Origin of the sequence: Ereboglobus sp. PH5-5, assembly GCF_029504805.1 — a bacterium.
Classification (GTDB): domain Bacteria; phylum Verrucomicrobiota; class Verrucomicrobiia; order Opitutales; family Opitutaceae; genus Ereboglobus.
Genome location: NZ_JAQFIT010000011.1, coordinates 108,223 through 130,791, shown reverse-complemented (window position 1 = coordinate 130,791; position 22,569 = coordinate 108,223). Strand labels below are relative to the sequence as shown.

Here is a 22,569-nt window from a genome sequence, read left to right as displayed (position 1 = left end):
GATATATGCGGCATCTGTGCATATTGAAAAACAGCTTGCGCTTTCCGGCTTACCTCCCTGCTTTTAGATGCCCATTTTTCTTATTCTCATCAACTGCATAGCACAAACGTAAAAAACATATGAATAACAAACCCTCGGATTCACCGGTTCAGCGTGAAATCAAGAATTTCCGCTCAAAGCCTTCCCGGCTTTCTACGATAAAAAGATCGCCGTTCATTTGTGGCACGTTTGCCGCCGTTTTCATGCTGGCTCTTGTGCTGGGATCGACGGTGGAGATGTTGGGGGCCAACATTTACTCTAGTATTTTTGACACGGACCCATACGCCACGCACCAAGGCACCCAGTCTCTTAACATTACTACCCAAGGAAATTATTCCACAGCATACAACGCAACTCCGACAGCCACAATCTACACGGGCACCAATGCGTCGGGTGACTATTTCTACAATCGATATTACGCTTACAACAAGGACATGAACGCCGTGTTGAACGGCGTCGCGGGAACGGGTGGCGTGGTTTCCATTACCCATGACAACACAGGCGCCCTAGCTGCCGACGGCAATCTCAACGTCACCACCTCCGGCAACAACAGCAATTATGCGCTGGATCTGACCAATCAGAGCCTCGACGGCACCACCACGGTTACTCTCAACAACGCATCCTTTGTTGGCACCACCAGTGGTGTCCGCCTCATTACCCCGTCCACGGGCGCCAGCTCGATCGCCCTGGGATCCAATGTCACCGTGAATGCAACCACGGCATTGTATTTTAGCTCCCTGAGTGGCGCGACGACAATCAACAACGCCGGCACGATTACTGGTGCTGATTCAGCCATCCAGAACGCCAACGGCGGCACCGCCGCAGTGCGCCTCGTCAATACCGGCAACCTCATTTCACAAGGGCTTAGCGGCCTCTCCTCGGCGGTCGAGCTCTACTCGGACTCAGGCGATATCACGGTCGAGCACAACGCCGGCACCATTGTCGCCCAGAACCAGGCCTCCACGGGCCACGCCATCGACCTCGCCTCGACCTCCGGCAACCTCGCCGTCACCACGGCGGCGGGCGCCACGGTCACGGCGGCGGGCAGCGGACGCGGCATCGATGCCACTTCATCGACCGGCGACATCGCTATTGCCGCAGGCGGCGCCGTGACCGTGCAAAACGGCGACGGCATTTATGCCAGCAGCGCGGGCGATATCGACATCACCACCACCGGCAACGTCATCGCCACCGGCAATGGCCGCGGCATCGTTGCCGCCGGCACCGGAACCGAGGACATCAACATTACCGCCAGCGGCGGCGTCATCAGGACGGCCAATAATTCCGGCATCGTGGCCACAAACAATGCCGCCGGTGCGGGCGATATCACCATCGACACCACCGGCGCCACGCTCGACATCAATGTCAGCGGCTCCCAAGGCATTCAGGCCACCCTCGGCAGTGTCTCGGCCACGGGCGACATCTCCGTCACCACCGGCACGGGCACCATCAGGCTGGGCGTCAACGGCGACGACGGCATCCAGGCCCTCAACTACGGCTCCGGCAAAGTCACCGTGGACAACAGCGCCAACATTTACAACCAGGGCCAGCTCGCCCACCACTACGGCATCGTTGCGATTTCCGGATACAGCTCCACCACCGACGGCGGCGCGGTCTCCGTGACCAACAGCGGACGGATCGAAACCAATGCCGGCCCCTCCATCCTTGCCTCCGCCCGGAACAACGCGGACGGCGACGCCGTCACCGTTGTCAACAACGGCGTGCTCAAGAGCGAGAATCACAGCGGCATCTTCGCCACAAACGCCGGCGGGGCGGGCGCGGTCAACGTCACCAATTCCAGCACCATCGACGCTTACAGCCACGGCATTGAGGCCGTCGTCGCCACTGGCACGGCCACAATCACCAACACCGGCCTCATCACCACCGAAAACGGCTCGGGCGTGCGTGTCAGTGCCGGCTCCGGGCTGGCGGTCGTGCGAAACCAGAACGGAATTCTCGCCCAAGGCATCGGCATGCACGGCGTCGAGATCAACGGCTCCGGCACCGTCACCAACACCGGCGTCATTGAAAGCGAAAACGTCAACGGCGACGGCGTGCGCATCACCGGCACGGGCTACGTGGACAACCAGCTCAATGCCGTCATCAAATCTGGCGGCGGCAACGGCATCCACATCGGCTCGGGCACGGTCTCCAACTCAGGTCGCGTCGATGCCGCGGACGGCACGGGCGTGCTCATCGACAACGCGGGACTCGTGGTGAACACCGGCAGCGTCAACGCCGCCAGCGGCGTGTTCGTGGGCGGCGTCGCCCGCGTGGACAACTCCGGGCGCATCAAGGCGACCGAGGGTCACGGCGTGCGTGTCAATTCCGGCCTTGTGCAAAACCTCGGCGCGACCGGCAGCATCGAGGCGGACGGGGCGAACCACCACGGCGTGTTCATCGACACAACCGGCACCCTCATCAACCAGGGGCTCGTCCAGGCCTCCGGCGCCAACGGCCACGGCGTGAACATTGGCGGCGACGGCGCGGTCGGCAACACCGGCGCGATCACCGCGATCAACGGCCACGGCGTGACCATTGGCGGCGACGGACTCGTCGAAAACACTGGCGCGGGCAGCAGCATCCAGGCTGGCGGCGCGGATCATCACGGCGTGTTCATCGCCGGTTCCGGCACCGTCATCAACGAAGGCTCCATCAAGGCCACCGGCGCCAATGGCGACGGCATCAACATCGGCCCCGGCCTTGTCCAGAACGAAAACCTCATCGAAGCCAACCACAGCGGCATTGTCATCAACGGCTCGGGCACGGCCCTGAACACCGTCACCGGCAACATCTTCGCAGGAAACGGCAACGGCATCCAAATCAACGACGCTGGCGCTGACTCAAACCGCGTCGAAAACGCGGGCAACATCTCCCTCGGCGTCAACACCGGCGCGCGCGGCATCGAAGTCACATCCCAAGGCGGCAATATCGACATCATCAACACGGGCAAGGTCGCCAACCTCCACGGCACCGGCGGGGCCGGCATCTACGCCACCACCACTGCCACCGGCGAAATCAACATCACGCAAACCGGCGCGGACGCCGAAATCCGCACCGGGCACGCCACGGGCATCTTCGCCGAGGCGGAGGATGGCGCGATCAACGTCGTTCTTGATGAAGGCATCCTGAGGGCCACCGACGCCGCGGGCATCGTGGCGCGCACCCAAGACGGCGACATCCTCGTCGACACCACCGGCGCCACCGTCCAAATCAGTGCCATTGCCGCCAACGAGCACGGCATCGAAGGCTCCTCCTCCGGCGCGGGCAGCGTCCAAATCGTCACAGGCGACCCCGCCACAGTCATTTCCACCATTGGCACCGGCGCCAACGGCATCCGTGCCACCAGCGATACTGGCGCGGCCGTCACAGTTGACATGCAGGGCGGCTCCATCACGACCGCCGGCCCCGACGCCACGGGCATTTACGCCGCGCTCACCGGCGCCGCCGCCACCGGCGATGTGGGCGTCCGCCTTGCCGGCTCCATCACGACCACCGGCAATGTTTCCCACGGCATCTCCGCCACCAATGCGGGCTCCGGCGACTCCATCGTCGAACTGGCCGACACCGCGGCAATCACCACCTCCAACGGCTCGGCGGTTCACGCCACCACGGTTGACGGCGACATCTTCGTCACCGGCACAAAGGCCACCATCAACGCCGTCACCCGCGACGACGCCCTCAACGCCCTCAACACGGTCTCCACCGGCGCGGGTAACATCGAGGTCCTCGCCGCCGGCAACTACACCACCCACGGAGACGGCGCGCACGGCTGGAACCTCCAGACCGACGGCGGCAACATCCTTGCGATTCACAACAACGGCGCGCTCACCACGAGCGGCGAGCTTTCGCACGCCGTCAACGCCGAGACCACCGGCGCGGGCACCGTCACGATCGGCCTGTCCGACGACACGGTGGTCAGCACGGTTGACGGCTCGGCGGTCAACGCGCTCTCCGAGGACGGCGACATCATCATTTCCGCCACAGGCGCAACCATCGACGCGAACACCGTGACCGACGGCATCGCCGCGCTCAACGCGGTCGCCACCGGCGCGGGCAACATCGAGGTTGCCGCGCAAGGCAACTACGCGACCGCCGGAGACGGCGCGCACGGCTGGAACCTTCAGACCGACGGCGGCAACATCCTTGCGATTCACAGCAACGGCGCGCTCACCACGAGCGGCGAGGTTTCGCACGCCGTCAACGCCGAGACCACCGGCGCGGGCACCGTCACGATCGGCCTGTCCGACGACACAGTGGTCAGCACGGTTGACGGCTCGGCGGTCAACGCGCTCTCCGAGGACGGCGACATCATCATCTCCGCCACGGGCGCAACCATCGACGCGAACACCGTGACCGATGGTCTCGCCGCGCTCAACGCGGTCGCCACCGGCGCGGGCAATGTGTATGTTAAGACACAAGGCAACTACGCGACCGCCGGCGACGGCTCGCATGGCTGGAATCTCCAGTCCAATGGCGGCAACATCCTTGCGATTCACAACAACGGTGCAATCACCACGAGCGGCGAGGTTTCGCACGCCGTCAACGCCGAGACCAGCGGCACGGGCGCGGTTGTCGTTTCCATATCCGACGACACCGTGATCAGCACGGCGGATGGCTCGGCGGTCAACGCGGTCTCCGAGGACGGTGACATCACGATCGTCTCCGGCACCGCCACGAGCATCACCGCGAACACCGTGACCGACGGCATCCACGGCCTCAGCGCGGTCGCCACCGGCACCGGCGGCATCCTCGTTGCGACCCAAGGCGACTACACCACCGCCGGCGACGGCGCGCACGGCTGGAACCTTGAATCCAACGGCGGCAACATTGTCGCCTATTATGGCGGCGGCGCGCTTACGACGACCGGCGAGGTTTCCCACGCGATCAACGCCACGACCAGCGGCAACGGCGGGGCTGGGATTTATCTCTCCGATGACACCGTGATCAGCACGGCGGACGGCTCGGCGGTCAACGCGGTCTCCGGGAACGGCGACATCATCATCTCCGCCACTGCCGCGAGCATCGTTGCGAACACCGTGACCGATGGCATCCACGGCCTCAGCGCGGTCGCCACTGGCACCGGCAGCATCCTTGTTGCGACCCAAGGCGACTACACCACCGCCGGCGACAACGCGCACGGTTGGAACCTCCAAACCGACGGCGGTGCGATCACCGCGAACTACCTCGACGGCGCGATTTCCACCAATGGCGACAACTCCCACGGCATTTACGCCGAGACTAATTCCGTGGCCGACGGGGACATCACAATCAGGCACGGAGGCTCGATTTCCACCAATGGCGACAACTCCCACGGCATTTTTGCCGACGCCTATGCGGGCAGCTCTGTCGATATCGGCCTGATCGACGGTTCCAGCATCACCACCGCCGACGGCTCCGCGATTGTCGCCTACACCGATGACGGAGACATCCTTATCCGCGGCGACGACGTGACAATCAACGCCAACACCATCACTGACAATGTTCACGGTCTTGATGCAACCTCCTACGAGGCGGGCAATGTGTCCGTCATCACCAGGGGCAACTACACCACCGCCGGCGCCGACGCGCACGGCTGGAACCTCGTTTCCCACGACGGCGGCAATGTTTACGCCGAAATGCTCTCCGGCACGATCACAACCGCTGGCGCGGGCGCCATCGGCATCAACGCCCAAAGCCTCTCCGGCACGGGCGATGTCACCGTCGTCTCCAACGCCGTCATAAACACCACGGGTGCCGGCGCGCACGGCATCGTGGCCGAATCCGCCGATGGCGTTTCGACTATCATCAGCAAGGGTGCCGTCACGACCACCGGCGACTACGCCAATGCGCTCGTGGCCGCGTGCCGCATCGCCGTTGTCCAGCTTGAGGCCAATGCCGACGCATCCGGATTCAACGCTTCCGCCATCGTTGTCGAGCCCTCGTTCAGCTCGACGGTCAACATCCTCGCCGGCATCTCGGCGCACGGCGGCTGGGGTGCCGGCGCGGCGGGCATCATCCTCGACGACACCGGCCCCGTCACGGGCGGGCACACCGTCACTAACGCCGGCTACATTGGCGCGTCCTCCGACAACGCCATCACAATCCTCGGCAACAGCGACGTGACCGTGGTCAACACCGGCACCATCGTCGGCACCATCACTGGCGGCACCGGCCACCACACCATCGTCAACACCGGCGAATGGCACCACCGCAGCCATGCCGACACCACTGGCGTCTCCGGACGCGACACACTCGGCGTTGCGGTCTCCCACCTTGGCGACGGCATCAACACCATCATCAACACCGGCACGATGCACGTCGTCGGCGCTGATGAAAGCGACGTCGTCACCGTGGATGACACCGGCCACTACCTGCCCTTCAGCAACGCGCAGCACACCCTCGCCGCCAGCGGGGCCGCCCACGCGCACGTCCTCCGTGTCGCCTCCTTCCACAACCAGGGCGTTCTCAACCTCGCCAACGGAATCACCGGGGACATCCTCCTCCTCTCCGAAAGCGCCGTCGCGGGCGACGCCGGCTCCGGCGTTTACATCTCCGACAACGGACGCCTCACCATCGACTTCGTTTACAACGAAGGCGGCGCGAACTCGCTCTCCGACATCCTTGTTGTTGACAGCACGCAAGTCGCCGGCGGCGCCACCATCATCACCGCCAATCCCGTCGGCGGCCCCGGCGCCCTCACCACGGGCAACGGCATCCCCGTCGTCGAGGTGCTCGGCGGCATGGGCGTCTCCGCCCGCGACGCCTTCGCCCTCGACAGCCGCCACTTCATCGGCCCCTTCGAATACCGCCTCTACCACGGCGCGAAAGGCGGCAATCCCGCGAACGACGGCAACTGGTATCTGCGCTCGCACTACCGCCCCTCGGTCAGCGGGCACCTCGCCAACTGGTATGAAGGCGCGGTCATGTTCAACCACACGCACCACGAGCGCGTGAGCAACGACCTCTCCGCCGCCTCCGCGACCGACGCCTCCGCCACCGGCAACGACAAGAAAAACAACGGCTGGCTGCGCATCTCCGGACGCATGAACCTCGGCGACAGCGCCGCCAAGACGCACCGCGTGAACACGACAAACTACGTTGTCCATGCCGGCTACGACATGCTCGCCACCGAGGGTGCCATCCTCGCCGGCGACCTCATTCGGGTCGGCGTCATGGGCGGCTACGGCAACTCCCAGACCGACGTCGAGGTTGACGACATCTCCATCAAGGGCTCTTCCCGCATCGACGGATTCAACATCGGCGTTTACGGAAGCTGGTTTGCCGACAAGGCCGGCAAGCGCGGCTGGTATGCCGACGCATGGCTCTCGTTTGCGACCTACGACAACCAGGTCGATGACGACGGCATGCGCCGCCTCAAGTATGACTCGCACGGCATGAGCCTCAGCGTCGAGGGTGGCTACGCATGGTATCCGAAAAAGACCGGCATGGTCTTCGAGCCCCAGGCGCAACTCATCTACAACCGCCACAGCACGGACACGCACACCGACGAAGTCGGCATGACCGTCCGCTCGCGCTCGTCGGAATACATGCGCTCGCGCCTTGGCCTCCGCGTCTATCCGCAGCGCCGGCACTTCTTCCAGCCCTTCGTCGAGGCCAGCTGGTGGCACGCCTACCAGTATGCCGAGCTTCGCTTCGACAGTCACCGCGTGAAATACAGCGTGCCGCGCGACATGTTCGGCTTCAAGTTCGGCGCCCAGGCGGACCTGGGCCGCGGCTGGACGATTTGGGGCGACGCCGGTGCGCACATTGGCACGAACTACAACTACATGGACGTTCGCGCTATGTTCGGAATCCGCTACGGCTGGTAAGCCCCGCGCAATTCCGAGGCAATCCCGCGCCTGCCATTTCGACGCCCCCGGAACCCCGGGGGCGTTTTTTTGGGAATGCGCCGGGACGCGTTTCGGCCGGACAACAATGAAGGCTCCTTCTCTCCTGTGCCTCGTTGTGCCAGTTCCGAATGTTGGAAACCCCGACCATCAGCGCGTTCGCGTCCGATAATGGTAGGGCGAAGCCTCCGGCTGAGCCGAAACGGTTCGAATGCCGTGACATTTTTCGGCTCAGCCGGAGGCTTTGCCCTACCCAAAAACCGCCTGTCACTAAGGGTAAAAGTTAAAGGGTGTTGGCCTCACTTTGCGAGGATGGGCGCGAGCCAGTCGGGCGGGGGAGGGGCGTAGGGGCTGTCGAGTTTTTCCTTCCACATTTTGTCGGTGAGGCGTTTGGTCAGGGCCCATTCCTCGTAATAGGAAAGCACCGCGCCGGTGCAGAGGATCTCCTGTCCGTGCCACGGATAAAGGACAAACAGCGTTCGCGCGCGTCCGGTGGCGACGCCGAGGGATTCGTCCTCGTTTGGATCATGCGCGACCTCGGCCCAGCGCGGGGCATCGTCGCGGGGTTTTTTATGGGCGTCATCAAAATACCCCATCGCGTTGGCGAGCGTGTAGCCGAATTGTATGAGCGTGTTTCGCTCGGATTTGGTGAGTTCGATTTCGTCGAGTTGCTTGGCGAGAATGGTTTCCAACTGACGTGAAAGGGTGGCGAGCTTGTTCCAGCGATTTTGCACACGCTCGCTATCGCCGCCGAATCCGGGTTTGTATTTTAGGGATTCAGTTTTGTCATCGTTTTCGTTCACAGACGGGGAAAAGACGTCGTGTTCTTCGAGCAGTGCGATTGTGCGCTCAACAAAACGCACGTATTCGCGCCAGAAAGCGGGGATGGGTTCGATAAACCCCGGCGGCGGTGGACGGCGGTCGCCAAATCCTGAGATATACATCACCGACAATTTTGCCTGCAGGGTGTAAGTATGCCGGATTTGCGCCCAGCTCGCGAGTTGGGTTTGGCAGGTTTTTCTTTGCCACGGAAGACTGCTCATGAACGCGGGAGCTTCCTTGATCGGTGGCGCGTTGAGTGTGCGGAGCACATCGATGTAATCCGCGTAGAGGCTGCGCGGTTCGCCCTCTTGGGAGAGCGTGATTTGGCGCGCCCGTTTGCACCAAGCCGCCCATTTTGCGCCGTCGGGATCGCCTTTGATTTTGGGCATGCGCTCATGCGCGAACGAAGAGCCGAGAAACGTGGCGATGGTAAGTCCGTTCGGACGTATGTTGTCCGCGAGACAGGAGGAAATGATTTCGGCGTCGGGGAGCGCGTGCGTGGGCATCACGCGGAAACGGATTTGGGAAAGCAATGACGCATCCTTCCCGGGTTCGAGGCGAAATTCATCGTTGATTGAAAAGCGCGGCGGATTTTGCCGAGCATCCTGCAGAAGTATTTCGCGCAGGCGGTCGAGTCTAAGCTTTGCGGGCTGAAATACGTTCTTAACAAGTTCAGATGACGGGTGGCAGGCGGATCGAATATCGGAATTGTCGACGATGATTGTGCGGTCGGCGATTGGGCCTGCGAAGATGCTGAGTCCGGTGAAACTGGCGGTAAACTCGGGGTTCTCCCTCTCATGATACGACTCCCGCATCTTGGAAACACTGACCATATTAGCCCAAGCGGTGAGCTCTGCGTCATTGGTTGCGCGCATGGGGACGAGTTGCAACCAGCGGACGGCGCGATGGTAGTCGGCGAGCGCGTCGTCGTCGTCGTAGAAACTCACCGGTTCGCAACGGCGGTAGTCGATTCTGAAAAACCGATCATCTTCGCTGTAATCGAGCCATGGAGGGCATTCCAAAACTTCGGCGTCGCGGATGAGCGCGACTTGCCGATTGATTTCGGAAAGCAGGGATTCGGAGAAATACTCCGTGGTCGCGGGCGTTCCAAGAATCACCATCGCGGGGCCGAGGATGTGTTGGATGAGGGCGGGCGGATAAACCGGTTTCTTTTTGCCGGTGGTGTGAGGTTTACAGGCCTTGTATAGGCCTTCCAGATCGCCACGCAGTCGGGCGGAGCGGCGCAGTTCGAGTTCACGGAACGAATCCTCGAACAACGCGTGATAGGCGGCGAGGGCGGCGTCGCTGGTGATGAAGCGAATCGCTTGGGGCGACTTGCCGAGCGCGATGTAGGGTGTGAAGATTTGCGGATAATCTTTTGCTCCGATGATGAGTTTGTCGCGCTGGAGTTGTTCGTGTTGCGCGGGGGTAAGTTCGGAAGCGGGAAGTTTGTCGCGCTGGGCGCTGGCGAAAGGTGAAAGCGCAAATGCGGCGGCGAGGGCAATCAGGGTTGGGCGAAGCATGGCGCGGAGTCTTCGGTTTTCCCTCGGTCAATGCAAGCCGTGAGCGCGCGGTTTCGGGCGGTGCCGCGCAATCGCGGGCTTGCGCCTTGGCGCGCGGGGCGTCGTAGTGTGGGCATGACTCTTCAACGCACACCTCTTTACGACTTTCATGTGGCGCATGGCGGACGCATGGTGGACTTCGCCGGATGGGAAATGCCCGTCCAATACAAGAGCATTCTTGAGGAGCATAAAACCGTTCGCCGCGTCGCAGGTCTTTTTGATGTGAGCCACATGGGCGAATTCGATGTTCGCGGCGCGGACGCGTTTGCGTTTCTGCAGCGCCTCCTGACAAACGATCTTTCGAAAATGACGCCGGGGCGTATCGTGTATTCGCCGATGTGCTATTCGAGCGGCGGCGTTGTGGACGACCTGCTTGTTTACAAGCGCGGCGACGGGGATTATTTTCTCTGCGTCAACGCTGGCAATATCGCCAAGGACCTCGATTGGATCGGCGGGCAACTGGTTGCGTTGCGCAAGCCCGACGGGGCGCGCTATGACGTGACGGTCTCCAATCGTTCCGCTGACTACGCGCTGCTGGCGATTCAAGGGCCGCGCGCGCTTGAGATCGTGCAGTCGCTTGCGCCCGCCGCCGGACTTGGCGAGATCAAGTATTATCATTTTACGGACGGCATCGAGGTTGCCGGAGTGCGGTGTCTTGTGAGTCGCACGGGATACACGGGCGAGGACGGTTTCGAGCTTTACCACGCGCCCGCCGACGCGCGCGCGCTGGCCGACGCGCTTCTCGCCGCGGGCGCGCCACTCGGCATGGAGCTCGCCGGACTTGGCGCGCGCGACAGTTTGCGGCTCGAGGCAGGCTTCCCCCTCTACGGTCACGAAATCACGGCGGATATTTCGCCACTCACGGCGGGGCTCGACTGGACGGTGAAGTTGAAAAAGGAAGGAGGCTTTGTCGGTTGCGAGCCGCTCGCGGCGGAGATGGAGTCGCGCGCCTCCACCGCGCCGCAAGCGCGGGCGGCATTGCGGAAGGTTGTGTTCTTCAAAACCGGCGACAGGCGCATCGTGCGCGCGGGGGCGCAGGTGCTCAATGGGGCGGGCGAAAAAATCGGCGAAGTGCTTTCGGGCACGCTTTCGCCGGTGCTCAACGAGGCCATCGGCTCGGCGATCGTCCCGGCCTCAGCGGCGCTTGAGCCGATGTTCACCGACATCCGCGGAACAAAAATCGCTTTGCAACTCGTCAAACCTCCATTTGTTCAACTAAAGAAATAAACAAACATCATGAGCAACCTCCCCCAAGACATCAAATATGCAGAGTCCCACGAATGGCTCAAAATTGACGCCGACGGCATCGCGACCATCGGCATCACCGACTATGCGCAAGGCAGCCTCGGCGACATCACGTATGTGCAACTGCCCAAGGCCGGCGACTCGTTCAAGGTCGGCGAGAGCTTTGGCGTTGTCGAATCCGTGAAGGCTGCGTCCGACCTTTACGCGCCGGTGGCCGGCACGGTTGTCGAGGTCAACGCCGCGCTCGACGCATCGCCCGACTTGGTGAACACGGCGCCGTTCACCGATGGCTGGATGTTGAAGATTCGCATGGATTCACCCGCAAGCACCGCCGCGCTTCTCGACGCGGAGGCATACGCAAAACTGACCGCCTGACAAGGCGGTCCGCGAAAAACCCGGAGCACATGATCCGTTCCCTCATATTCAGCGAAGGCAAGCTCGTGGGCCGCGACCTGGAGGTCGAGGCGCTCCGGCTTGTGCGCGCCGACAAGGGGCTTGTGATCTGGGTTGATCTTGAGGACCCGACGGACGACGAAACCAAGGCCATCCTCGAGGGCGTCTTCCAGTTCCACCCGCTCGCAATCGAGGACTGCGTGTCGCCCAGCTCGCTTCCAAAAATCGAGGACTACGACGACTACTTCTTCCTGGTCGCGCACTGCGTCGATCCCACGCGCGTCGAAAAATTCAACACAACCGAGATCAATCTCTTCCTCGGGCGCGACTTCATGGTCACGTTTCACCGCGCCAGAATGCATGTCGTCCAGTCGGTGCTCGAGCGTTGCGCCCGTTTCATCGGCGGCGTGATCGCGCGCGGCCCGGACCGGCTCGCCCACCTTTTGCTCGACGCGCTCATCGACAACTTCAAGCCGGTCACGGACGAATTGCGCAACGAACTCGAAATAATCGAGGAAAAGGTTCTCTCCGAGGAAACGGACCGGAAGCGCGCCCCGCAGCTCATCCCGAAACTCCTCGAGGTGCGCTCGGAAATAAACCATCTGCGCGAGATTATCCGCCCGTTGCGCGAAGTCGTCGGACGCCTGACGATGGGCAACACCAAAAACATACGCGCCGCCACGCTGCCCTATTTTCGCGATCTTAGGGACAACCTGATTCGCATCGATGAAACCGCGGCCACCTACGCCGACCAGTTGCTGATCTCGTTTGACCTCTATCTGAACAAATCGGATTTTTCGGCCAACGAAGGCATCAAGACACTCACCGCCCTCACCGCGCTCACGCTTCCCGCGACGCTTGTCGGCACTTGGTATGGCATGAATTTTGAAAACATGCCCGAATTGCGAACGCCGCTCGGCTATCCAATCGCGATCGGCGTCACCCTGCTGATCACCGCCGTGATCTGGTTCTGGTGCAAGCGCCGTCGCTGGATTTAAAACACGCGACGCCATGATCTCCTCGCTCGTATATCGCGGAAACAAATTCTCGGCGCTCAATCCCGCGCCCGAGACGCTTGCCGCGGTGCGCGAGGAGCCCGGCGCGCTTCTTTGGGTCGACCTTTCGGACCCGACCGACGAGGAAATCAAATTCATTCTCGACTCAACCTTTCGCTTCCACCCGCTTGCGATTGAGGACTGCGTGAGCGACGCTCCCGTGCCCAAGGTCGAAATGTATGACGACTGCATGCACCTCGTCATGCACGCGGTCACGTATGACGACGAGGAGCTTTTCAAGACCAACGAAATCGACCTGTTTGTGGGGCGAAACTTTCTCGTTTCCTATCACCGCAATCCGCAGCCCCTGATTGAGTCCGTGCTGGAGCGCATGTCGAAACCATCCTCCGCGCCGGTGCGCGGCCCCGACCGTTTTGCGCACACGATTCTCGACGGCATGGTCGACGGCTACAAACCGTTCATCGAGACGCTCCGCCTCCAAGTCGAGGGGCTCGCGCAGCGCGTGATCCAGCGCATCGACGCCGAGGAGCTTTTCCCTCGCATCGTGGCGCTGCGCAAACAGCTTTCGCAACTGCGCCAGATCGTGCGCCCGCAGCGCGCCGTCGCCCTTGATCTCGCCCAGGGAAAAAACAGATACATCCGCAAGGTGATGCTGCCCTATTTTCGCGATCTCGAGGAGGAGCTTGGCCGCATCGAAAACCAGGCCGCGTCGCTGTCCGACCAGTTGATTTTGTCGTTCCGGGTTTTCCTCAACAAATCCAACCACGAGGCAAACGCCGGCATTCGTGTGATGACCGCGATCACCGCGCTCACGTTTCCCACGATTCTCATCGGCGGCTGGTATGGCATGAATTTTCTCGACGACATGCCCGAATTGAAAATGCGCTACGGTTATCTTAGCGCGGCCGTGGCGGCGGTGCTGGGCACGGTCGGCGTGTGGATTTTCATGCGTTGCAAGAAATGGTTGTGAGCAACCAAAACTGATTACGTTTGCTTATAGGTTAAAATGGCGCGCATCCTTTTTGAGGAAACAGAGTCAGACACTGCAACCAACCCGCGCATCACATGAAAACGCCCAAACTCCTCGTTGTTCTGTGCCTCCTGTTAGCATGTCCACTCGCGGCGGATACCGCGCAAGTCGATGTGCCAAAGTTAACGCCGGCTGAAGTCGAGACACTGGTCGGCCCCATCGCGCTTTATCCCGACGCGCTCATCGGCGTCATATTGCCCGCGTCAACATACGCGACCGAGATCGTGCTCGCCGCGCGTTATTTCGAAAATGGCGGAACCCTCGAGCAGGTCGAAAAACAGTTCTGGGATGAAAGCGTGCGCTCGCTCGCTCATTATCCCGAAGTGCTAAACTGGATGAATGAAAACCTCGAGTGGACGCGGCAGCTCGGAGTGACGTTTGTCGTGCAGCCCGAGGACGTGATGGCGGCCATACAACGCCTGCGCGCGCGCGCCCACGCGCTCGGCAACCTAAAATCGACCTCGCAGCTCACCGTCATCAAGGAGCCCGATTACATCCGCATCATCCCGACCGTGGCCGAGACAATTTACATACCTCGCTATGATCCCGACGTGATCTATGTGTCGCGTCATTATTGGGGATTTGGTCCCGCGTGGTCGTGCGGCCCGTGGCTTCGATACGATTGCAACTGGCTGCTGGGCGGCATCTGGGTCGGCGCGTGGAGCACCTCGCATTTTCATCGCCCGGCATGGATTCATCACGCCGGACGCCCGCATCCGCCGCGCTATGTCCACCAGCACACATGGCGCCCAAAACCCGGGCACGGAATCACGCACAACAAACCGCCGAAGCACCGCCCCGGACATGTTGCGCGTCCGCGCCGCGTCATCAGCGATCCGCACTTCAATGATTCCGGCAGGCCGCCCGCCGGAAACCGTCCGTCGCGGCATGCCGGCAATTACACGGAGCGCCGTCCCTCATCCGGAAAAGGAGCGCCGTCCGCAAATAAATCCGACGACCGCCGCCGCCCGTCCCAGCCCAAGGCGGGCGCATCAACACGCCCGTCCTCAAAACAAAGACCGGCTCATGCCACGAACAATCGCGGCAGCTCGCGGACAAATCTCACCGCGACAACAACCGCGCCCGAAAACACCGGCAACACACGCGCCACGCGCCAGCGCCGGCCACGCAATTCGGACGTGACTCGCCAGCCCGCGCAACAACGCCAGTCGCGCGACGTTTCAAGAACGCGCACAAACTCCCGCGGCAACAGGGATGCGACCTCCTCTCGCAACTCGGGCACAAGGCAACCGCAGTCACAACCGCCACCGCGGAAAGTTGAATCGTCCCGTTCGTCGTCATCATCATCTTCCTCGTCGTCAAAATCAACGGCGTCCACTAGTGGCAGTTCCGAAACCAAAAGCTCCAGCAGCAGCTCCACCACATCCAGCTCCAGTTCGCGCAGTGACAGCAATAACAGCAGCAGTCGGAGCTCGGGCAGTTCGGATCGCGGTTCGAGCCGCGGTTCCGAGGCGAGATCCTCCTCGTCGTCGTCCTCAAGGTCATCTTCCTACCAGCACCGCTCATCATCGGGCTCGTCGCAACGAGGCGGGCCGTCATCGGGATCGCGTTCATCCTCCGGGTCGGGTTCGCGCGGAGGCCGCCGGTAAAAACCAAGACATTTTTCCGGACGCAGTTTTTCAATTTGGGGCGGCGACTTGAAAATCGCCGCTCCGTTGCAAACGCCCTGCCCGGGTATTTCCAAGCTTTGGGATTCGCCAACCACGACATGGCGCGTTTTTTTGAATTTGTCGCAAGCGTGCGGCTCGTCCATGAGTGTCGGGTATTATGGAGGCGCACCCAGACACACGCTGGCTTGAGTGGAGCAGGCGGCTTCAAGCCATCGCCCAAACCGGGCTCACTTTTACCCGGGATTTCTACGACATTGAACGCTACAAGGCGATTCGCCAGCTGGCCGCCGAGATGCTCGCCGCGGGTTCAGGCATGGAGCAGTCTGCCATACTTGGTTTGATGGAAAACGAAACGGGTTACGCCACGCCCAAGGTGGATGTTCGCGGCGTCGTTTTTCGCGGCGACAAATTGTTGCTGGTGCGCGAGCGTGCGGATGGAAAATGGACGCTGCCGGGAGGGTGGGCGGATGTCTGCGCGTCTCCGGCGGAGAATGTCGTGCGTGAGATTCATGAGGAGTCAGGGTTGCTGACCCGCGCGTTGAAAATCCTGGCGGTGTTTGATCGTGAAAAGCATGAGCACGCCCCGCCGTTTGCCTTTCACATATATAAAATTTTCATGCTGTGCGCCATTGAGGGCGGGAAGGAAACGACCAGTGAGGAGACGGATTCTGCTGGTTTTTTTTGGCGAACAGGATATTCCTGAACTGTCAATCAGCAGGGTCACAACGGCGCAAATTGCCAGGATGTTTGAGCATCATCGCAATCCGGATTTGCCGACGGATTTTGACCGTGACTGAAATGAACGAGGCGCGTTCGAGGGCGTCCGAATCTCATTGCCCGTCAACCGGCAGCACTTGCGCGTCCGGCGCCGGCGCATGATTGCTCTGGGATTGGTAGAGTTTTTTCTGCGCCTGGTTCACGACCATGCACACGCCGAAGATGATCACGATGATGGCGGCGATCATGTTGAGTCGTCGCAGGAACCCGTGGCCGAGCAAGCGCGACACCGTGTGCGCGCACATGCAAAGAAGCACCCACCATCCCATTGAGGCGACGAAGATTCCCGAAACCAGCATCGCGGCGTGCATGTGGTTTGTGTCGGGGCCGCCCATGCCCGTCGCGGCGATGATCGTCGTCATGCTGAACAGCGTGATGGGGTTCGACAAGGTGAGCACGCATGTCGAGAAGTAGGCGACAATCAGGTTGCGCTCATGCACGGGGCGCTTGACCTCCTTGATGCGCGGCGGCGTGCAAAGCAGAAAGATGCCCATCGAGATGACCACGCCGCCGCCGACGAACTGCACCGCGGTGTTGTGCGCGTCGAGAATCGGGAGTATCCACGAGAGGAAGAGCGCGCCGATCGCCCCGATGATGGCATCCGCAGTGGCCGCGCCGAAGCCCGACACGAGGCCGGCGAGCCGGCCGTCCGCCATCGTGCGGCGCAGGATCAAAATCGCAATGGGCCCGATCGCCACACACACCGCAATGCCGGCTCCCAAACCTTGGGCGAAAGGTGTCAGGTCCATCATGGCTCCGGTTACAATAAAAACAGGCCAGCAGTGTGTTTTCTGTTGGCCTGCGAAACTAGGGAGTGCTGGGTCGTGTTACTTGGCATCCACGTAGCGTGAGATGGCGGTAACGGTGTAGGTCTCCTCGGCGTTGCCGATTTTGACGGTGATGGTGTCGCCAACTTTTTTGGAAAGAAGAGCAAGGCCGAGCGGCGTTTTGTAAGCGATGATGTTTTGCTCGGGGATGCTGTCCCATGCGCCGAGGATCGTGTAGCGCGCGTTTTTGCCGGAGGCGGTCTTGACGTCCACGACGCTGCCGACGCTGACTTGGTCGGTGGTGGCCTCGGTGAAGTCGGTGATGCGCGCGCGACCGATTTCCTTTTCGAGCTGCGCCTTCTGGGCCATGAGCACCTGCTGGTCCTGCTTGGCCATTTTGTATTCGGAGTTTTCCTTGAGATCGCCGTGCTCGCGGGCGGCGGCGATGGCGCGGGAGTTTTCCGGAATTTTTTTCGATTTGATTGTTTCGTATTCCTCGCGCTTGCGCTCGTAGCTTTCGCGGGAAACGAGGAGCTGCTCCTCCTTGCTTTCGGCGTCGCTGGCGACGAGCGACTGGATGGCCGGGAAAATTTTGATGAAGCGGGCGAGGAGCGACTTCTTGGTGAGTTCCTCGAAGCCCTGGTTGAGGAGAAGCGCGCTGGCGAGGTCGCGGGCGGTTTCGGGGTCGGCCTCGCGGAGGAGGTCGCCGATGAGCTCAAGGTCGTCGCTGAGCATTTCAGCCAGCGGAATGCGGCGGGCCGACGCGGCTTGAAGCGCCTCGTAATCGATCGCGTAGAAAATGGAGCTCAGGAGGCGCGGGGCGATGAGGTCCTGAAGGAGCTTGGCAAATTTCTTCGAGTTGCGGTTCTTGATGATCCATTGGAGAACCGGCGCGCGAAGGTTTTGCTCGGTCTGCCAGCGCTTGAGCGTCTCGGCGAGTTTCTGCGACTGCTCGTTCTCCACAAGGAAGTTGATGCATTCGGTGGTGAACTTGCCCTGGCTGTTTTTGAGGAGGCCGAAGGTGATTTCGATGTAATCGCCGGGATGGGCTTCCTTGACGAGGTCGAGGAACTTGCCCTGGAACTGGACGGGGATTTTTTCGGCGATGGAGCCGAGTTCGCGCTGGTTGGCGACGAGCGCGCCCTGCGAGGGTTCAAGCGTGGTCACGTCGACGCCGGCATGGCGTGCGAGCGAGTCGCGGATGTGCGCGCCGTAGAGTTTTTGCGCGGCGTCAAGCTGGTTGCTGTTTTTTACAGCCTCGGTGACCGCGTCGAGAACCTTGCTGACATCCTTCTTGGTGTTTTTGGATGCGGTAAGCGTGTGCAGGAGTTCCTCGGCGAGCGCGATGCGGCGGCGGGCGGAACGGGTGGCGTTAAAATCGTCCTCAATCTCATCCTCGGCGGCGATGGGCACCTCGCGGAGGATGTAGCACTCGGTTTTTTTCTCGGGAATGACGATGCGCGGATCGCGGGCGATGGCTTTTTTTGCGGCGGTCCACCATTTTTTAAACGCGGGCTGGCCGACGACCTGCGCGAGGGTGAGCTCGAGGTCGATGGCGGTCGTGGCGTGGTTGGGGTAGGATTTCAGGGCCTCGACAATGAGCTCGGCGGGCGCCTCGGTGATAAGTTTGTTGATCGTGGCGGCTTCCGTCTGTTTGCGGACGAGGAGGTGTTTTTCGTTTAGCACCTGCATGGTGTTCACGCAAAAGGCGGGGTCCATGGAGTGGCCTTTTTTCTCAAGAAAATCGATGATGAGGCGTTGCGAGCCCTCGTTGTAGGACTTGATCTGGCCGAAACCCCAGCTGTTGTGAATAACGTAGCTGCCGGCTTTCATGGCCTCGAGCTTGGCTTTGGACGCTTTGAGCGTGGGATTTTTTGCGATGAGCGCGTTGACAGCTTCCGAATTCATAATGGTCAGTTCAGTTTTTAGAATCTGAGAGTCAAACGCTACTGCGGCGCACATGTCAACCCAGCGGCTCCAGTTCGTGAAATTTGGACGAGTTCTTGAGTTTTTTGTTTTTCAACCCCGTCGTTTTTTGACATTAGAGCGCGCGCCGTTTCCACTCTTGCTTTTGAAGATCGTGACGGCGGGCTTTGCTTGAAAAAACAGAGGGGCGCAATGCGGGTGTTGATGGGGGGTGCTTGTTGGATGTTTCGTGGGCGCGCAGAGATGGGTGGCCGAGTGGAAGTATTCCCGGGATTGGAGCGGGCTTTCCCCAAGCAATCTCATGCAAACACACCCCTATATTACCGCACGGGACAAAACTCCCCTCATAGGGGGAAGGGGTAATATGGTGCCCAGAGGGGGACTCGAACCCCCATGCGGTTAGGCACAGGCTTCTGAGACCTGCGTGTCTACCAATTCCACCATCTGGGCGACTTGGGAAACCGCAAAAGACACACTGCTGTCGGACGCGCGGCAAGCATAGAATTTCAGTGTTTTAAAGAGCACTCCTTTTTGCGCTTTCAGTTTGCATGCGACAACGCGGAGCATCCCGCCTCGTGATGGATTTTATTGCCGACAACAGGGTAATTAGTGTTTCCCAAAACTTCATCCGTTGATTGTCAGAGATTGGTGCGGCTGGACGGAATCGAACCGACGAGACCTGCTTGGAAGGCAGGAGTTTTACCACTAAACTACAGCCGCGTGGGAAAATCTTGCCCTCATAATTTAGTGTTCGCGCCAGTGGTCAAGCTTTCGCTTTGGATTTCGTCTTGCGTTGCGCGTGAGCCAGACGCTTGGCGCATGGAGAATGTCGTATGCTTAGCGGCTGATGTCGCCGAGCATTTGGTCGAGCGTCGTGTAGGATTCGAGTTGCTTGAGCGCGGAGGCACAGCGGTCTTTCGGGGCCAGGGCTGTGTTTTCGGCGAGGAATACAATGTAGCCGGCCACATTTTTCGAGTAGTTGATCAGGCCTTCGTCGCTCACCGAATAGAAGCGGGCTCGCTGTCCGTAGCCGGCGGGCGAGTGGTCGCCGAGCGCCGCCTTCTCCGCCTTGCCGCCGCCGGCGAGGACGTAGAGGAAGTTATACTCAAACCAGAACATGTGCTCGGGGCTTGGTGTGAGCGAGTCAATCGCGGCGCGGGTGGCGGCCTCGTTGGCGAAAACATCGGTCGGGTTGCCGGATTTTTCGAGAGCGTCGATGATGAAGCTGCGCGCCATTTTTTGCTCGGTGACGTCGGTCGCGAACGCGCCTTTGACGGCGAGCTCGACGGTGAATTGATACCAGTCTTTCCAGAGTGCCTGATCGGCGGGGTTCTTTGATGCGTGAAGGGCGCGGCCCATTTCGTAGGTGTAGCGTCCGCTGGTTTTGATTTCGAGGCAGCCGCCGGTGACCGCGCCCATGACTTGGTAGTTTTCAGCGGACTTGCCGGAGCCGGAATGGAAGCCGATGCTGACGCCGAATTGTTTGCAGACGTCCCATTGTTTTTCGATGAGAGTCCGGAGCGCGGTGTTGTCGGGGTAGGGCATGTTTTTCTGGAAGCCGAAGGCGGGGGCGACGAAGTTGATCGTCATGCCCATCGCCTCGCAGAGGGCGAGCATGATGGCGGTGGTTTCGGGCGTGGTGAGTCCGGGGAGTTCGTCGATGGAGAGTTCGCGGAGGTAGGCGCAGCCTTCCTTGGTTGCGAAGAGTTGTTCGCGGGCGATGCGGTATTTTTCGTCGCGCACTTTCATTTTTTTCATCGCGGGCCAGACGTAGGCGAGGAGCTTGGTGAGCGCGTCCCCGTCGAGTTGGAGTCCGGCGGCGGCAACGCGTGTTTTCACTTTTTCGACGAGTTCGGGCGCCATGTTTTCGGCGACCCAGGCGCGGGCGTCGCCGGGGGCTTTTGTGAGGGCGAGCTCGGGCGAGATGTCGAAGGTGATGTAGCTGGCGAGCACGCAGCCGCGCACGAGTTGGTCTTCGCGCACGTCGAACTTGCCGCCGATGGGTTGGTGGTCGGCGTTGAAGCTCCATGCGATGCCGCGTTTGTGGAAACCGGTTTTTAGTTTGGAGAGCACGCAGCCGTGGCTCATGCCTTCGACGGACTGGCCTTGGTGGCCTTCGGGGACGTTGGTGCCGATGAAGGGGAAGGGGACGGTGTCGAGTTTGCCATCGAGCATCGCGTTCACATCGTAAACGAGTTCGCGCGGGATGGAGTTTTGGTTGGCTGTCATGCCGATTTCGAGCGCGCTCATGGCCCACTCAACGGCGGGCCAGTGCAGCGTGGTGAAGCGCGCGCCGATGCCGAGCGTGCTTTGGCCGAGGCGTTGCGACGCGGTGGGGAAAATGGTCGATTCGGGATTGTGCTCCTGTATGAGGTTTTTAATGCGGAGGAGGTTTGCGAAGGAGGCGGGGAAGGCGACCGCGCCGTCGTTGAGGGCGACGCCCCCGGCCAGCACTTTCACGGCGTCGGCGCCGAGTTCGGCGATGGGGGTGAGTTTCCACGCGCAATCTCCGGTCACGTCCTCAAGCAGCATCCATTGGCCGGCCTCGGTTTCAAAATTGCTTTTGGGGCAGGCCTTCACATCGGGCGAGGCGTTGGCGAGTTTCGCGGCCAGCGCGGGCCAGTCGAGGCAGAAGTCGGGTGACACGCAGGGGTTGCTGGCAATGCGGAGGTTGTTTTTGAGGAGAAACTGGTTGATCGAGGCTGTGGAGATCATGTCGTTGTTGTTTTGCGTTGATTGAAAAGAAGGGGCGAAGGGTGTTGTTTTTTGAAAAACGGACACGAGAACATTTGTGAAACTTAGGGCGGTAGCGAGTGCAAAAAAAACAGTTTTTTGCCTTGTCGTATCGCAAGTGCATTCCGTGCCGGAATCCCGGCGCGGGCGGGGCGCATGATGTTGTTTTGTTCAGGGGCGATTGATCTTTTCCGTTCGCAATGCGAGTTCACGTTGCGCGGGGTATTTCAGGCGGACGCGGTGGTCTTTTTTGGGGGGATTAAAATTGGATTAGCTTTGGAGCCGGTAAGCCGGATTATGTAAGGCGCGCGTCCGAAGATTTGCGCCATGACCGTCATTTCTCTAAGCCGCTTGCGCGACTTCCGCGTCTTGCGACGCGATGCGGCATACCCGCGACTGTTGGACGGGCCGCCCAGCCGCCTATTTTGCCTTGCACCGGATTGGGTTTTTCGTGCCGCCCGCCTTGCGGCGGGGCGCGGTGGTCTCTTACACCACCTTTTCACTATGACCGGGCGCGAGGTCTTGCGACTTTGCGCCCGGCTACTTGTTTTCTGTGACACTGTCCGTCAACGCGGGATGTGGCCCGTGTTGCCCCGGCTTGAGTGGAGGCGTGTCCGACCGGCGCGTGCGCGGCCTTGCGGCGGCGCGCACCGGGTCGGCGCGACAACTTTTCTTGCCGGGAGTCCTGCCCTGTGGTGTCCGGACTTTCCTCTCTGAGATCAAAGAACTCGGAGCGACGATCTGGCTCCAAAGCTAAGGTGTGCAGACAATGCAAACGCGCCCCGGCAACGCAATCACG

The 22,569-nt window shown here is 60.9% G+C and carries 10 protein-coding genes, 2 tRNA genes, 1 other RNA gene and 1 pseudogene; 7 read left to right on the top strand and 7 right to left on the bottom strand.

Annotated features, from left to right (window positions below; genetic code table 11):
• Positions 1-242: 242 nt before the first annotated feature.
• Positions 243-7,850: an autotransporter outer membrane beta-barrel domain-containing protein gene (locus M2103_RS08905; protein WP_277510036.1), complete on the top strand. Its 7,608-nt coding sequence runs from the start codon at positions 243-245 to the stop codon at positions 7,848-7,850.
• A 317-nt stretch (positions 7,851-8,167) separates the two neighbouring features.
• On the opposite strand, the gene M2103_RS08900 is transcribed toward M2103_RS08905, so the two are convergent.
• Complete coding sequence (locus tag M2103_RS08900; RefSeq protein WP_277510035.1) at positions 8,168-10,213, bottom strand: DUF3160 domain-containing protein; 2,046 nt, start codon at positions 10,211-10,213, stop codon at positions 8,168-8,170.
• Positions 10,214-10,327: 114 nt separating this feature from the next.
• Between M2103_RS08900 and gcvT the strand changes: the two genes are divergently transcribed.
• From gcvT to M2103_RS08870, 6 genes and pseudogenes are all read left to right on the top strand, one after another.
• A complete protein-coding gene (gene gcvT, locus M2103_RS08895) occupies positions 10,328-11,479 on the top strand; it encodes a glycine cleavage system aminomethyltransferase GcvT (protein ID WP_277510034.1) in 1,152 nt (383 codons plus the stop codon).
• Between the two features lie 9 nt (positions 11,480-11,488).
• Positions 11,489-11,872: a glycine cleavage system protein GcvH gene (gene gcvH, locus M2103_RS08890; RefSeq protein WP_277510033.1), complete on the top strand. Its 384-nt coding sequence runs from the start codon at positions 11,489-11,491 to the stop codon at positions 11,870-11,872.
• Between the two features lie 29 nt (positions 11,873-11,901).
• Positions 11,902-12,888, top strand: a complete 987-nt coding sequence (gene corA / locus M2103_RS08885; protein WP_277510032.1) for a magnesium/cobalt transporter CorA — start codon at positions 11,902-11,904, stop codon at positions 12,886-12,888.
• A gap of 13 nt (positions 12,889-12,901) precedes the next feature.
• On the top strand, positions 12,902-13,876 hold the full coding sequence (locus tag M2103_RS08880; protein WP_277510031.1) for a magnesium transporter CorA family protein: 975 nt from the start codon (positions 12,902-12,904) through the stop codon (positions 13,874-13,876).
• Positions 13,877-13,971: 95 nt separating this feature from the next.
• Positions 13,972-15,546, top strand: coding sequence for a DUF3300 domain-containing protein (locus M2103_RS08875; RefSeq protein WP_277510030.1), 1,575 nt, complete (start codon positions 13,972-13,974; stop codon positions 15,544-15,546).
• Between the two features lie 178 nt (positions 15,547-15,724).
• A pseudogene (locus tag M2103_RS08870) lies at positions 15,725-16,364 on the top strand (NUDIX hydrolase).
• A 33-nt stretch (positions 16,365-16,397) separates the two neighbouring features.
• Here M2103_RS08870 and M2103_RS08865 read toward each other — a convergent pair.
• The 6 genes from M2103_RS08865 to rnpB form a co-directional block, all read right to left on the bottom strand.
• Positions 16,398-17,096: a LysE family transporter gene (locus M2103_RS08865; RefSeq protein ID WP_277510028.1), complete on the bottom strand. Its 699-nt coding sequence runs from the start codon at positions 17,094-17,096 to the stop codon at positions 16,398-16,400.
• A 75-nt stretch (positions 17,097-17,171) separates the two neighbouring features.
• A complete protein-coding gene (locus M2103_RS08860) occupies positions 17,172-19,019 on the bottom strand; it encodes a GreA/GreB family elongation factor (protein ID WP_277510027.1) in 1,848 nt (615 codons plus the stop codon).
• 383 nt (positions 19,020-19,402) lie between these two features.
• Positions 19,403-19,487 (bottom strand) — tRNA-Leu (locus M2103_RS08855).
• A gap of 196 nt (positions 19,488-19,683) precedes the next feature.
• A tRNA-Gly gene (locus M2103_RS08850) sits at positions 19,684-19,757 on the bottom strand.
• Between the two features lie 117 nt (positions 19,758-19,874).
• The gene (locus M2103_RS08845; protein ID WP_277510026.1) at positions 19,875-21,752 is read right to left on the bottom strand and encodes a tagaturonate epimerase family protein; all 1,878 of its coding nucleotides are present in this window, start codon (positions 21,750-21,752) and stop codon (positions 19,875-19,877) included.
• Positions 21,753-22,040: 288 nt separating this feature from the next.
• Positions 22,041-22,523: RNase P RNA component class A (rnpB, locus tag M2103_RS08840), an RNA gene on the bottom strand.
• Positions 22,524-22,569: the final 46 nt, after the last annotated feature.

Coding starts and splice junctions, on each gene's coding strand:
- M2103_RS08845 (WP_277510026.1), bottom strand. CDS start 21,752: ATGATCTCCACAGCCTCGATCAACCAGTTTCTCCTCAAAAACAACCTC.
- M2103_RS08880 (WP_277510031.1), top strand. CDS start 12,902: ATGATCTCCTCGCTCGTATATCGCGGAAACAAATTCTCGGCGCTCAAT.
- M2103_RS08875 (WP_277510030.1), top strand. CDS start 13,972: ATGAAAACGCCCAAACTCCTCGTTGTTCTGTGCCTCCTGTTAGCATGT.
- corA (WP_277510032.1), top strand. CDS start 11,902: ATGATCCGTTCCCTCATATTCAGCGAAGGCAAGCTCGTGGGCCGCGAC.
- M2103_RS08905 (WP_277510036.1), top strand. CDS start 243: ATGCTGGCTCTTGTGCTGGGATCGACGGTGGAGATGTTGGGGGCCAAC.
- M2103_RS08865 (WP_277510028.1), bottom strand. CDS start 17,096: ATGATGGACCTGACACCTTTCGCCCAAGGTTTGGGAGCCGGCATTGCG.
- M2103_RS08860 (WP_277510027.1), bottom strand. CDS start 19,019: ATGAATTCGGAAGCTGTCAACGCGCTCATCGCAAAAAATCCCACGCTC.
- M2103_RS08900 (WP_277510035.1), bottom strand. CDS start 10,213: ATGCTTCGCCCAACCCTGATTGCCCTCGCCGCCGCATTTGCGCTTTCA.
- gcvH (WP_277510033.1), top strand. CDS start 11,489: ATGAGCAACCTCCCCCAAGACATCAAATATGCAGAGTCCCACGAATGG.
- gcvT (WP_277510034.1), top strand. CDS start 10,328: ATGACTCTTCAACGCACACCTCTTTACGACTTTCATGTGGCGCATGGC.